The sequence below is a fragment of the Bacteroides sp. ZJ-18 genome (assembly GCF_011038705.2).
GTDB lineage: Bacteria > Bacteroidota > Bacteroidia > Bacteroidales > Bacteroidaceae > Bacteroides > Bacteroides hominis.
The window spans coordinates 4,601,112-4,614,576 of sequence record NZ_CP072198.1 but is presented as its reverse complement, the minus strand read 5'-3'; the positions used below and the strand labels follow the sequence as shown (position 1 = coordinate 4,614,576).

Sequence of the window (13,465 nt, the reverse complement as noted above, 5' to 3'; positions counted from 1 at the left end):
AGATAACCAAAAGGATTAAACCAAAAAGGATATTCATACGTTAATTATATGTAACGGGGCTCGAAAGTGTCCATCCCGATACTTATTTTCGCAACCTCAAAAACGCGCATGAAGAAGTTCATATTAATCATCCTTACGTTATTATATGCTGTGGTGTCATCAGGCATTACAGTCAACGTTCATTACTGCATGGGCCGTATGGCAGATGTGGAATGGGGGAGTGCATCTGCTTGCACCATGTGTGGACAGAAGAAGACTTCGGATTGTTGTAAGGATGAGGCACATTACATCAAGCTGGCGGTAGATCAGGACGTGAACCATGTGGTGGTGACGAACCTGGTACCTGTGGTGACAGAACTGTTACCGGTGCTCTATGCAGGGTTTCTGTCGTTGGAGGTGGAAGATACCTGCCAGAGTTTTATTGCTTTTGATTCTCCACCCAAGCAAACGGGAGTTCCTCTGTTTGTTTATCATTGTACTTATTTGATTTAGTATTCACTTTACTTCCTTTCCGGAGAGAAGAAAAGAAGTTATTCCCCTCTGATTTTCAATGTGGGACAGGAATTGGTATACCCTTTTGATGCATTTCATTAGGGAATATCCTATTCTCTGGGACATTCTGTCAGGGATTCCCATATCCTTTTGGGCATTCCAAGTGTTTACTATTATACAATAAATATCTTTCTATATGATCAACAAAATAATCCGTTATTTCCTCGAAAACAGGGTAATAACCATGCTCCTGCTGGCGCTGGTCGTGGTCTGGGGAGTCTCTACCGCACCCTTCAACTGGCATGGGGGCATCGTGCCGAGAAACCCGATCCCGGTGGATGCCATCCCCGACATCGGTGATAACCAGCAGATTGTGGCCACGGAATGGATGGGACGTTCGCCCAAGGACATCCAAGACCAGATTACATACCCGCTTACCACCTCGCTGCTGGGCATACCGGGGGTGAAAACCATCCGTAGCTCGTCCATGTTCGGGATGTCGTTTATCTACATCATCTTTGAGGATGATATCGAGTTCTACTGGAGCCGTTCGCGCATCCTGGAGAAACTGAATTCGTTGCCGCCGGGCACGCTGCCCGAGGACGTGCAGCCTACGCTGGGCCCGGACGCTACGGCGCTGGGGCAAATCTACTGGTACACGCTGGAGGGGCGCGACCCGAAAACGGGACGACCCACCGGAGGCTGGAACGCCGAGGAACTGCGGACGATACAGGACTTTTATGTGAAGTACTCCCTGTCCGCCGCCGCGGGCGTGTCCGAAGTAGCATCCGCGGGCGGGTTTGTCAAGGAGTACCAGATAGAGCTGAACCCAGACGCGATGTACTCGTTCAACGTGTCGGTGATGGACGTGATGAACGCCGTGAAGAAGAGCAACCTCGACATCGGCGCCGAGACGATGGAGGTGAACAAGGTGGAATACCTGATCCGTGGGCTGGGTTACGTGAAGAATGTGGCGGACATCGAGAACACCGTCGTCACCGTCCGGGAGGGGGTGCCGGTGCGCATTTCCGATATCGCTTTCGTGAACATCGGGCCGGGCACGAGGCGCGGCGGACTGGACAAGGAAGGTGTGGAGGCCGTGGGCGGCGTGGTGATTGCCCGCTACGGGTCGAACCCACTGGAAGTGATCGACAACGTGAAGGAGAAGATTCGTGAGATGGATGCCGGTCTGCCGCAAAAGACGCTGGCGGACGGGACGGTATCGAAGGTGACCGTCGTCCCCTTCTACGACCGGACGGGACTGATCAAGGAGACGATCGGCACGCTGGAGTCGAGCCTTTCGCACGAGATACTGATCTGTATCATCGTGATTATCGTGCTGGTGCTCAACCTGCGGGCGTCGGTGGTGATTGCGAGCATGCTGCCCATCGCGGTGCTGGCTACATTTATATTGATGCGGTACACGGGGATTGAGGCGAACATCGTGGCTCTGTCCGGTATCGCCATCGCCATCGGGGTGATGGTGGACGTGGGGGTGGTGTTCGTCGAGAGCATCATCCGGTATATGGAGATGCCGGAGAACCGGGGGATTACGAAGGGGAAGGCGCTGGCTGGACTGATATACAAGGCGGTGAGCGAGGTGTCGGGGGCAATCGCTACGGCGATGATTACGACGATTGTCAGTTTCCTGCCCGTGTTTGCCATGCAGGCGCAGGAGGGGAAGATGTTTTCGCCGTTGGCTTACACCAAGACGTACGCGCTGGCTTCGGCTTTCGTGCTGGGGCTGATCCTGTTGCCGACACTGGCTTATTTCCTCTTCTCGGTGCGGATCGACTCGAAGATGATCCGGCGGGGGATGAATTACGTGCTGATCGGGATGGGCGTTGCGCTGTGCTCTATCTACGGCAGCATCCCCGCGCTGGGGCTGACGGCGGTAGGGGTGAACAATCTGCTGGCGGGGCGCTGGAAGAATCCGAAGATAGCCAACTACGTCAACATCGCCATCGCCCTGCTCGTGGCGCTCTTCTACCTCTCCGAAGAGTGGTTGCCTATGGGACCGGGGCGGGGGCTGACGGTGAACGTGCTCTTCGTGGCCGGTTGCGTGGCTATCATCCTGGCGATGCTCTGGGCGCTGGTCATCTTCTACGAACGCATCCTGCGCTGGTGCCTGGCCAACCGTTGGAAGTTTATGATGATCCCCGTGGCGACAGTTGTCTGCGGGTTCTTCATCTGGCGGGGCGTCGGGCAGGAGTTCATGCCGAGCCTGAACGAAGGCTCTTTCCTGCTGATGCCTACCAGCATGCCGCATGCGGGCATCGAGCAGAACCTGGACTATGTGGAGAAACTCGACAAGCGCCTGGCCGCCATCCCGGAGGTGGAGACGGCCATCGGCAAGTGGGGGCGGGTGAACTCCGCCCTCGACCCGGCGCCGGTGCAGATGTTCGAGAATACGATCAACTACCGTCCCGAATATATCCTCGACGAGGACGGGCGGCGGGCACGTTTCCGGGTGGACGGGGACGGGGCGTTCGTGTTGAAGGACGGGGGCACGTATAATCCTGCCGACGGTTTCCGCCTCTTGCCTGCCGACAGCCTGGTGGCCGACCCCCGGGGCGACTATTTCCGCCAGTGGCGGCCGGAGATCAAGAACGCCAACGACATCTGGCAACAGATTGTCAACGTCACCCACCTGCCGGGGCTGACTTCGGCGCCGAAGCTACAACCCATCGAGGCGCGGCTCGTGATGCTCTCCACAGGCATGCGGGCGCCGATGGGGGTGAAGGTGTATGGCCCCACGCTGGAGGACATCGAGCAGGGGGGTAAGCTGATCGAACAGGCATTGAAGTCGTCTCCGTCCGTCATCCCCTCGTCCGTGTTCTACGACCGGGCGGTGGGCGCTCCTTACCTCGAGATTAAGCTCAACCGGGAGTCAATGGCACGCTACGGTGTAGCGGTAGGTGACCTGCAAGAGGTGCTCGGAGCTGCCGTGGGAGGGATGGCGCTCACCCGCACGGTGGAAGGCCGCGAGCGTTTCCCCATCCGGCTGCGCTATGCCCGTGAGCTGCGCGACAGTCCGGAGGCGCTCTCGATGCTGCTCGTTCCCACCGCCACCGGGGCGCAAGTGCCGCTCAAGGAGTTGGCGGACATCGAATATTCGCGCGGCGCGCAGATGATCCAGAGCGAAAACACGTTCCTGGTGGGCTACGTCATCTTCGACAAGCTCTCCGGCCGTGCCGAGGTGGACGTGGTGCACGAGGCGGGGGCGATGCTCGACGCCAAGGTGAAGAGCGGCGAACTGGTGCTGCCCAAGGGCGTCTCGTATAAGTTTGCCGGGAACTACGAGCAGCAGCAGCGTGCTACGGACAGGCTGATGATTGTCGTCCCGCTGGCGCTGCTCATCGTGTTGCTGGTGCTCTACTTCCAGTTCCGCACGGTGACGGCTTCGCTGATCCATTTCTCCGGCGTGTTTGTCGCCTTCGCGGGCGGGTTCATCTTGCTGTGGCTCTACGGGCAACCGTGGTTCATGAATTTCAGCATCGCCGGTGAGAACATGCGGGATCTCTTCCAGATGCACCCCATCAACCTCAGCGTGGCGGTCTGGGTGGGCTTCATCGCCCTCTTCGGCGTGGCTACGGACGACGGGGTGCTGATGGGGACGTACATCCATCACGTCTTTCTGGAGCGTGACCCGAGAACCCGGCACGATATCCGTGAGGCGGTGGTCGAGGCCGGATTGAAGCGTGTCCGCCCTGCGGCGATGACAACGGCGACGACGCTGATCGCGCTGCTTCCCGTGCTGACATCCACCGGAAAAGGGGCGGATATCATGGTTCCGATGGCTATCCCGACGTTTGGGGGGATGCTGATACAGTCGATGACGATGTTTGTGGTTCCGGTGCTGCAATGCTGGTGGCGTGAGGCGGTGGAGCGTAGACGGGAGAAGAAACGGAAAGGAGCATACGGTGAGTAGTATCCCCCCATAATATATAGGGGCTGAGTACCCCTCGCATATGGGGTCCGTATACTCCCCACATATGGGGGCTATATACCCCCCGGGTAAGTCTCACCTTTTTGCATAATAGTATTTCATAAGTAAACGATCATATAATAATGAACAGAAAATATAAATATCCATTGGTCATAGCAATTAATATTTTGCTTTGTCCCGCTGTTATTCCCGTTTCTGCGCGGCAATTCGCTTCACTTACCGAAGGACAGCAACCGGTCGACAGCTTGTCGGTTTATCTGGAACAGGCTGCCCGCAATAATCCGCAAGTAAATGCGGACTTCATGCTCTATAAAGCTTCATTGGAGAAGATTCCTCAGGCAGGTGCCTTTTCCGATCCCGAATTAGAGATCGGCCTTTTTATCAAACCCATGGAAACCTTGATGGGTAAACAGGTGGCCGACTTCACCTTGATGCAAATGTTCCCTTGGTTCGGTACCCGTAAAGCAGCCCGTGGTGAGGCTTCCGAGATGGCACGTATGGCCTATGAACAGTTTCGTGATACTCGCAACAACCTTTGGTATGAGGTCAAAGCCCAGTGGTATCAGCTCTGTAACCTCAATGAGCAATATCGCACGATGAAGACTAATATTCATCTTCTCCGTCAGCTTGAACAATTGGCGCTGAATCGTTTTTCCGCTTCGTCGGCACAGGCAACCTCTTTGTCTGTCTCATCTTCTTCTTCTTCTTCTGCTGCTGCTAAATCGATTTCCTCGATGCCACTTGCGTCAGCTTCCGGTAACGACATGACCGGTATGGGAGGAATGGGAAATGCGGCGTCTGCCATCGCTTCTGGAACTTCAATCGGTACTTCTTCCGGTGGTATGTCTGGTATGGGTGGAGGATCGATGGGGAGTGTTGCTACCGGTAGCATGTCCGATGTTCTTCGTATCCAGATGGAACGTGCAGAACTGGAAGATAACCTTGCCACTCTTCAGTCCGCCCGTCTGACTGCTGAGGCTCGCTTTAATGCCCTGCTCAACCGGCCGTCTGATGTTCCTGTCCATGTACCTGACTCTTTGACGCAGCGTTTCTACCGCATAGATGAGCATATTCTGATCGACAGCATTCTTACACATAACCCTATGATTACTATGCTCGAGGCAGAAGGTGAAGCTTTTCGTGCCAAAGCAAAAATGGAGCGTCGTATGAGTTATCCTATGATCGGTATCGGACTGCAATACTCTTTGGTCAACAAGGTGGCCGATCCCATGGGGATGCCCGACATGAATGGTAAGGATATGGTAATGCCGATGTTAAAAATCAGCCTTCCTTTGTTCCGACGTAAATACAATGCACAACAACGGGAGAGCCATAATTACCGCGTGGCAAGTGAATTGAAGCGTGACAATATACAAAACCAGTTGCAGGCCGAATATATAAATGTCCGTCAGCAACTTGATGATGCTGCCCGTAAAGTGTTGCTCTACGAACAGCAGTACTCTTTGTCACTTTCCACGTGGCAGCTGATGGTACGTGAATTTTCCGCCGGGCGTCAGTCGCTGACTGACGTCATCCAGGTGGAACGTCAGATGCTTGATTATAAACTGAAAAAAAGTGAAGCTATAGCGGCTTATAATACTATGGTAGCGGCTATGGAAAAGCTAATAGCCCGCTGATAATATAGATATAGAACCACTAAAAAAGATAACCATATGAAAAAGATATCAGATATTCTTCGTAAAAAGCAAGTACTTTATCCATTGATAGCCTTTGCCGGCTTTATCTTGGGGGGGCTTTTGTTCAGTCCTTCCTCTTCATCGGGAACTACCGAAGGGATACTGTCTGAACCTCCTATTCACGACACTCACGGATCATCCCATGACCTTGTACAGGACGAATCCGGTGTCTGGACCTGTTCCATGCATCCTCAGATTCGTCAGGATAAACCGGGTAAATGTCCTATCTGCGGTATGGATCTGATCCCTCTCAAGAAGAATGTAGCCTCCGGAAGTGATGACGCTATCGATCCCAATGCCATTCGGATGTCCGAAGAGGCTATGGCACTTGCTGATGTCCAGACCACCCGTGTCAGCCGGAGTAATCCTGTGAAACAGGTTCGTTTGTACGGTAAGATTATTCCTGACGAACGTAGTCTTCAGTCACAGACTGCTTATGTTGGCGGGCGTATCGAGCGACTTAATATTGAGTTTACCGGTGAGACTGTACGTGCGGGACAAACCCTTGCAACTCTCTATTCGCCTGAGTTATTTACTGCCCAGCAGGAATTACTTGAGGCCATCCACATGCAGCAACCTGCCCTTGTGCAGGCTGCGCGTGAGAAACTTCGTCTTTGGAATCTGACAGATGCCCAGATCGATGCCATCCGCGATTCCGGTCAGGCATCTCCTATGGTAGAAATCAAATCTAATACGAGTGGTATCGTCATAGCTAAGCGTATCAATCAGGGGGACTATGTTTCACAAGGCAGTGTACTTTTTGACATAGCTAATCTCTCCCGTGTATGGGCTGTTTTCGATGCTTTTGAGGCAGACCTTCCGTTCCTTACCAAGGGGGACCTCGTGGAATTCACTCTTTCTGCTTTTCCCGGTAAGAAGTTTTCCGGTCGCATCTCCTTCATAGATCCTATCATCAATGCTACCACCCGTACTGCCCGTGTTCGTGTGGATGTAGCTAATTCCGCTCAGGAGATGAAACCTGAAATGTATGCCACTGCCCGGGTTTCTGCCCCTTTGAAAGGTTATAAAGATCAGATTATTGTTCCCCAAACTGCCATTCTCTGGACTGGTAAGCGTGCTGTGGTCTATGTACGTCAGCCTGGTACGGATATTCCCACCTTCCTGATGCGTGAGATAACTCTTGGTCCTTCCCTTGGTGGAGCTTATGTGGTTCTCGATGGACTTTCTGATGGTGAAGAGATTGTTACTAACGGAGTTTTCTCTATTGATGCCAGTGCGCAGCTTGAGGGCAAACGCTCCATGATGAATGAGAACGGTTCGGGTACTGCTCCGATGGTCGGACATGGAGGACATAATATGTCTGGTACGCATGACAGTCATGCCGGCTCTCAGAACAATGAGCATACTATGTTCACTGTTCATGGTTCCTGCGGTATGTGCAAGGAGCGTATTGAAACAGCTGCTAAACGTGTTCCCGGTGTCCGGACCGCAGACTGGGATCAGGAAAAACAAATGATTCACTTACAGTTTGATCCATCTAAAACCTCTGCAGATGCCGTAGCCAAAGCTATTGCTATAGTTGGTCATGATACCGATAAATACAAAGCCGATAAGGCTGTTTATGATACCTTGCCCGGTTGCTGTAAATACCGGGATAAGTGATACTCTCTTAAAGTAAAGAACGGATGGGGCTGTGTCGAAAGTCTTTTCACCACAGATTGCACGGATTTTCACAGATTATCAATATGGATAATTAATGACTTGAAATTCACTCTGTGTCATTCTGTGGTGAGTTTCGACACACACCCATTCTTTTTATAAGATGCCTTTAACTTAATATATGCCGAACTTTTTCTTTTCCCAATTGTTGTAATCCAGCAAACATCTTCCAGATGTAGTACTATGCAATTGATCGGATAATAGACCTATATAATAGATTTAATTATAAAACAACTCAAAACCATCTTATTCATAATCATTACGGAATGACGAAAAAACATCGGAAAGAGAGCCTTGATGCCCTTTTTAGGGAGAAGGTATTACTGGAAATGCTGAAAGTGGCAGGGGTCGGTATGTGGACGTACAGTACCGAAACGGGGAAATTGCGTTACATTGGATTTGCCGATACGATACACCGGCACGACGAATTACAGTATGTGGATCCATTGGATTATCTGAAACTGATGAATGGGGAAGATGCACAAATAGTCACTCAATTTATGGCTGCCCTCCATGCCGGACGTCCTCCTCAGGAGGGTATTCGCTATAAGGTGCATGGTAATGGAGAGGACTTCTATCTCGAAAATCATGTCGTGACCTGCCAACCGCTCGGCAACGGGTTTTATTACCTCAAAGGATATGTCAAGAATATTACCGCACAGGTGATGGAGATGAATCGACTGCATATCGGGAAAGAACGTACCGAACAGGCGGATCGGTTGCGTTCCGCTTTTTTTTCCCATGTCAGCCGGGAACTTCGGGGACCTCTTCAGGCGATGGAAGAGCTTGCGTCGCGGATAGTGAATGCCGGAAGCCGGGAAGAACGGGAAGAGTGCTTCCGACAGATACAGGAGAGTAAACGGGCGGCTATGAAGATGGCCGATGCGTTGCATACGGTATCACAACTTCCCGCCAGTACGTATGAACCTTATCATTCACCTATGCGGCTCTGCCTGATGTATCGCGACTTGCTGGCGGAAAACGGTTGTATCCACAACTCCGAAGACGGGGAGCAGGAGGCTAACTTTCTGTCGTTGCTCTTCTCGTAATGAAAAGGACACAAAAAGCTTTGGAGAATGAAGGACTGACTTCTTTTCAGGGTTGTTCTGAACTTTTTTTACCACAGAGTAACATAGAGTCTCACAAAGAAACTTTTCTTTCTTACATATCCGGATAAGTAGTAAATTAGAATTCTGTGCCTTCTGTTGTGAAATCGTATTGCTTGACTCCCCACAGGGTACATAGAGGCTTTCTTTCTCTTGCTTGACTATATTGGTTAAAACTCTGTGAGATTCCGTGTTACTCTATGGTGAATTGGATTCTAATCGTTGGGATATAAAAAGTCTTGGAGAATGAAACGCAAACTTCCTTTCAGGGTTGCTCTGCTTCTTACAGACTAATCGTATAAATCACTCCCGGCTGGAAAGTGCCGGAAGTGGGCTTCACCAGGTACGTCCGTTTTAGCAGCGAAAGCAATAGGACGACTTCCACCTTATAACTTGCCACGCCGGCGGGAACCATCACGGCATCGGTCACTGACCCCAATAGAGGAATAGTCAGTGCAATGTCTGTTACGGAGCTGTCATAAGTGACACCTCCGCTGCCGATGTTAAGCGTTCCTTTATTGGATACCCCTACCAGTTTGATGCTGGACAGCGAACCCAGAAGGGAAGTGTTCAGCCGGAGCTGGGTCAGCATATGGTTGAACGTGAGGCTGACGGGCGAAGTGCTGGTGCTTCCCGTGGGAGTGCTGACGGCATACATCACATCCTCCGCTCCTGTCAGTGTGAAATGGTAGGTGGGGGCGATGCCGTTGTCCGGTGCGGTGATGTAATTGTTGCCGGTGGTTGCCGTTGTGCGGGGATAGTAACCGTAGAAGATGACCCGCTTTCCTCCCAACGGATAATAAAGCTTGGGGTTGAAGGAGATCTGGTTGCCGCTGATGCCACTGGGTGTCAGGTTTAAGGCGAAAGGCGTGGGTGTCCAGGGATATTGCCCGGCAGTACTTCCTTCCCTGACTGCGTAAATGCCGACACTCGACAGATTGGAAGCGTCGATCGTGGTGACAGGTGCCCGTGTGGGCAGTTTTTCTTCCGCGATTGCCATCCGTATGGGCACGGGTTCTTCAGGTGGCAGACAGTCGTCTGCTACTCCATAGCTGCACCCTTGCGAGAGCAGCATCCAACCCATCAGAGTGAGGATAGCCCGTTTCATCGTCCTTTCTTTTTTGGCGTGGCACAGATTGCGTAGACAGGTATATTCTACAGTCTCCTGTGTAAATTCTTATGTCCTGCAAGGCTTTGGCTGTACGGTTCAGGTATGCTTTACATTCACGTGCGTAAACTCTTATGTTCTGCAAGGCTTCGGCTGTACGGTTCAGGCATGTTCCACAGTCTCCTGCGTAAACCTTATACTGTGCAATCTGCGTATTATGAAAGTATATTATTGTAACGAGGATGATCCTTGTCCTCCTACCTGCCAGGCTGTCACGCTGATGGCGGCTGTGATTTCTTTAGGCGTGAAGGTCAGCGTAATCAGGTGCGACTTTCCGGCCTCGGTGGTTATGGAGATGGTAGTTTCGGGATAGGTCACTCCGTCGCTTGTGGTAACGGCAACTGACAGGGCTTCACCGCTTTTCACCATCGGATAATTGCTTACCGTTGCCCCGGCCGTTGTGATGGGGAAGGTTCCCGAAAGCGTAAGATCTTTGGTGGTGTACGTCATGGCGGCCGTATTCAGGTCCAACGTGGCAGGTGCCTTCTGTTGTTTGATTACGAGGCTGGTCACGTTGACGCCCGATGCGGGATATCCCGTGCCGGATACGAACTTGAACTGCAATTGCGTCAGCAGGTGGTTGAAGATGAACGACAAGGGGGTGGCAGTCGCTTTCGTTCCGGAAGCCTGGGCGGTGATCATCACATCCTCTGTTCCGTCGGCTGCGAATGTCACGCTCTTTCCTGCGAGTGTTCCTGCCGGATAGTAACCTTTGATATAGATGGTCGAACTATTCACCGGATAATAACGTGCCGGACTGAAAGAGAGCGCGGACGTCGGTGTGGGGGAGGCTACGAATGTCACGGTAGAGTTCCATGCGTTCGTCGTATAGTCTCCATCGGTGGTGGATGCCACGAACGAGGCTGTAATGTTATCATTCGTCGACACCGGTGCACGGGTTGCCACGCCCAGGATGCCGGCATTTAATTTGATCTCCGTGGCATTTTCTTCAGGCTGGGGATTTACGGTGGCACAATCATCCTCCGAGGAGCAGCCCGACAGGGCCATCGCGCAAGCTATTACAGCAAACATTAACTTTTTCATACTTCTGTTGTTTTAGGTTATCACACATTAGAATTTACTATTTAGAAATTAAACATCTAAGATAATGCGGTAATAACAAAAGAGGTAGGGGTTGGTTCTCGAAATTGGCACAAGATAATTTAAGACAGGCCGGAAAGGTATATATCCGGTTCATCGCTCTTAGCGTCCGGAGCGATGCGGGTATGAATCCGATTGTTTATCGTTGGGTCAGATACACCGATCCATCCAGATTCTTGTACTTTGCGTCTTTGTAGATCTCTTCCAGCCATGCGGCATATTTTTGGATTACCGCATTCGATTCTTCAGACAGGTTCGCTCCTAAAATGCCGCTCCCCAATACGCCCGGGTTGCTCTCTGCGATGTCTTCTTTTATCATCTTCAGGGTCAGTTCTACTCCTGTCGCGTTTCTGATACCCGCTTCCGGTAAGCTTTGGGCGATTAATTCCTCCAGATGCCGTTTATCCTTCAACGTCATGTAGCCGTACCAAAGGAAACATCGCATCCCTGCCTTGGCCGCTTCTATGAACACATCCAGATAAGTACGGCCGTTTCTGCCGGGCTTGTCTATCTCGTAAGGATCGATGTGGAGGAACGACGATGCGGGGAGGGAAGAAAGCAGTTCAAGAGTCCCCTCGATGGAATCACGATTGAACAAGTTTATGCATTCTTTCAATTCCTTTGTGCCAGCATACTGGCTTACGTTCTCCAAGGGTTCCGATTCGATATCGAAGAAAATATAGCGTGCCGTATCCCCTAAGATATTCATTGCCAGTCCGGGTGAGCCGATGTAGCGGTTTGCCTGCATTGCTTCGCTCTCCTGCTGATAATAGAAAGATCGGCGGAGCGCTTCTTGGGGGTGATAATATTCAGTACGCTCGGGTATACATTCTTTTTCTGCGGCTCCGGCTTTCTTCAGAAAGTGGTAGATGCCGTACTCCTGTTCAGGCGTTCTTTCCAAGGCGTATTGCGCGCAGGCAGCATTGGTTTCTACGTAGACCTGCGGCTTTTCGATGCGTAGCAGTTCACACAAAAGGAGATGTTTCAGCACATCCGCCTGCTTTCCGAAGTGTGTATAAGTCATGTCTTTCTCGTTAAGAGGTTATTCATAAGTTCGGTTGCAATATTCGTTAAATGTGGGGAGAAATGCAAGCCTTTGGCCGTTTATTCGTTTTATAAGCGTATTTTTGCAGGGATTAAAAAAAAAGAGAGACATGCAGGAGATAAAAGTGATCGCATTCGATGCGGACGATACGTTATGGGACAACCAGGTGTTTTATGACGAGGTGGAGAGTGAGTTCTGCCGGTTGCTGAGTGAATATGGAACGACGGAAGAGGTCTCCTCCCGCCTGTTCGACATAGAGATGGAGAATATGGATATCTATAAATATGGCGCTAAGCCGTTTACCCTTTCGATGGTGGAGGCAGCCGTGACGATCAGCCGCAACCGGGTGCCGGCCGAAGTGATCGGACGCATTGTGGAGATGGGAAAAGAGCTGTTGGAGATGCCCATCCGTCTGCTTGGCGGGGTGACGGAAGCGCTCGAAACCTTGAAAGACGATTATAAACTGGTCGTGGCAACCAAAGGCGATTTGCTCGATCAGGAACGGAAGCTACAGCGTTCGGGCATTGCCCATTACTTTGACCATACGGAGATTATGACCGACAAAGCGCCGGAGGATTATCAGCGGTTGATCTCTTCACTGGACGTCGCTCCGCAATCCTTCCTGATGGTGGGCAATTCGTTGAAATCGGATGTGCTCCCGGTTCTGTCATTGGGTGGGCAGGCCATTCACGTGCCGGCTGAGGCGATGTGGAAACACGAGGAGATTCATCCGTCGGGGAAGGAGTATCTGATGATCCGTTCGTTGGCGGAATTGCCGGAGGTGCTGAGGGGATGAACTTCCCCCTCAATGCGAAACCATCTTCAGCCCGATTATTGAACTGATCAGCATCACTATAAAGAAGAGCCTCCAAAAACTGGCGGGTTCCCTGAACACAAGGATACCTACGAGCACCGTACCCACAGCGCCTATCCCTGTCCACACGGCATAAGCTGTGCCGATGGGCAGATTCTGGGTGGCTTTCACCAGTAGTAGCATACTTATAAAAGTTGCGATCAGGAATCCGGTGAACCACAGGTACATTTCCGTTCCGGTTGTTTCTTTCACTTTCCCCATGCAGAAAGTGAACAGCACCTCAAAGCATCCGGCAATCGTTAGGATAATCCAATTCATATCGTTTGTTTTTTGATGGCAAAGATCGCTAATAATCGGGAAGAAACGCTTAACAATTGATAAAAAAAGACTTAACCGTGCTACGCCGTAGATGA

10 protein-coding genes are annotated in these 13,465 nt (G+C 51.4%); 6 read left to right on the top strand and 4 right to left on the bottom strand.

What is annotated here, in order from left to right:
* Positions 1 to 108: 108 nt before the first annotated feature.
* The 5 genes from G7Y45_RS18625 to G7Y45_RS18605 all read left to right on the top strand — a co-directional run bounded on the left by G7Y45_RS18625 (position 109) and on the right by G7Y45_RS18605 (position 8,867).
* Positions 109 to 492, top strand: a complete 384-nt coding sequence (locus G7Y45_RS18625) for a hypothetical protein (RefSeq protein ID WP_032531627.1) — start codon at positions 109 to 111, stop codon at positions 490 to 492.
* 196 nt (positions 493 to 688) lie between these two features.
* A complete protein-coding gene (locus G7Y45_RS18620) occupies positions 689 to 4,423 on the top strand; it encodes an efflux RND transporter permease subunit (RefSeq protein ID WP_032539513.1) in 3,735 nt (1,244 codons plus the stop codon).
* A gap of 140 nt (positions 4,424 to 4,563) precedes the next feature.
* On the top strand, positions 4,564 to 6,078 hold the full coding sequence (locus G7Y45_RS18615; RefSeq protein WP_371729399.1) for a TolC family protein: 1,515 nt from the start codon (positions 4,564 to 4,566) through the stop codon (positions 6,076 to 6,078).
* Between the two features lie 36 nt (positions 6,079 to 6,114).
* Positions 6,115 to 7,761 (top strand): efflux RND transporter periplasmic adaptor subunit, encoded by a 1,647-nt coding sequence (locus G7Y45_RS18610; RefSeq protein ID WP_165016648.1) that lies wholly within the window; start codon positions 6,115 to 6,117, stop codon positions 7,759 to 7,761.
* 323 nt (positions 7,762 to 8,084) lie between these two features.
* Positions 8,085 to 8,867, top strand: coding sequence for a sensor histidine kinase (locus G7Y45_RS18605; protein ID WP_165016650.1), 783 nt, complete (start codon positions 8,085 to 8,087; stop codon positions 8,865 to 8,867).
* 340 nt (positions 8,868 to 9,207) lie between these two features.
* On the opposite strand, the gene G7Y45_RS18600 is transcribed toward G7Y45_RS18605, so the two are convergent.
* The 3 genes from G7Y45_RS18600 to G7Y45_RS18590 form a co-directional block, all read right to left on the bottom strand.
* Positions 9,208 to 10,032 (bottom strand): fimbrillin family protein, encoded by an 825-nt coding sequence (locus tag G7Y45_RS18600; RefSeq protein WP_165016652.1) that lies wholly within the window; start codon positions 10,030 to 10,032, stop codon positions 9,208 to 9,210.
* A 228-nt stretch (positions 10,033 to 10,260) separates the two neighbouring features.
* Positions 10,261 to 11,136: a fimbrillin family protein gene (locus tag G7Y45_RS18595; RefSeq protein ID WP_165016654.1), complete on the bottom strand. Its 876-nt coding sequence runs from the start codon at positions 11,134 to 11,136 to the stop codon at positions 10,261 to 10,263.
* Positions 11,137 to 11,332: 196 nt separating this feature from the next.
* Entirely contained in the window at positions 11,333 to 12,217 is an 885-nt protein-coding gene (locus G7Y45_RS18590) for a hypothetical protein (RefSeq protein WP_165016656.1), read from the bottom strand.
* Positions 12,218 to 12,347: 130 nt separating this feature from the next.
* On the opposite strand from G7Y45_RS18590, the gene G7Y45_RS18585 reads away from it, so the two are divergent.
* Complete coding sequence (locus G7Y45_RS18585; protein WP_165016658.1) at positions 12,348 to 13,034, top strand: HAD family hydrolase; 687 nt, start codon at positions 12,348 to 12,350, stop codon at positions 13,032 to 13,034.
* A 9-nt stretch (positions 13,035 to 13,043) separates the two neighbouring features.
* Here G7Y45_RS18585 and G7Y45_RS18580 read toward each other — a convergent pair whose 3' ends face one another.
* The gene (locus tag G7Y45_RS18580) at positions 13,044 to 13,370 is read right to left on the bottom strand and encodes a multidrug efflux SMR transporter (protein ID WP_005780971.1); all 327 of its coding nucleotides are present in this window, start codon (positions 13,368 to 13,370) and stop codon (positions 13,044 to 13,046) included.
* Positions 13,371 to 13,465: the final 95 nt, after the last annotated feature.

Bases quoted from the DNA above. Each gene is read 5' to 3' on its own strand.
- G7Y45_RS18625 (WP_032531627.1), top strand. From the start codon at position 109: ATGAAGAAGTTCATATTAATCATCCTTACGTTATTATATGCTGTGGTG.
- G7Y45_RS18620 (WP_032539513.1), top strand. From the start codon at position 689: ATGATCAACAAAATAATCCGTTATTTCCTCGAAAACAGGGTAATAACC.
- G7Y45_RS18615 (WP_371729399.1), top strand. From the start codon at position 4,564: ATGAACAGAAAATATAAATATCCATTGGTCATAGCAATTAATATTTTG.
- G7Y45_RS18610 (WP_165016648.1), top strand. From the start codon at position 6,115: ATGAAAAAGATATCAGATATTCTTCGTAAAAAGCAAGTACTTTATCCA.
- G7Y45_RS18605 (WP_165016650.1), top strand. From the start codon at position 8,085: ATGACGAAAAAACATCGGAAAGAGAGCCTTGATGCCCTTTTTAGGGAG.
- G7Y45_RS18600 (WP_165016652.1), bottom strand. From the start codon at position 10,032: ATGAAACGGGCTATCCTCACTCTGATGGGTTGGATGCTGCTCTCGCAA.
- G7Y45_RS18595 (WP_165016654.1), bottom strand. From the start codon at position 11,136: ATGAAAAAGTTAATGTTTGCTGTAATAGCTTGCGCGATGGCCCTGTCG.
- G7Y45_RS18590 (WP_165016656.1), bottom strand. From the start codon at position 12,217: ATGACTTATACACACTTCGGAAAGCAGGCGGATGTGCTGAAACATCTC.
- G7Y45_RS18585 (WP_165016658.1), top strand. From the start codon at position 12,348: ATGCAGGAGATAAAAGTGATCGCATTCGATGCGGACGATACGTTATGG.
- G7Y45_RS18580 (WP_005780971.1), bottom strand. From the start codon at position 13,370: ATGAATTGGATTATCCTAACGATTGCCGGATGCTTTGAGGTGCTGTTC.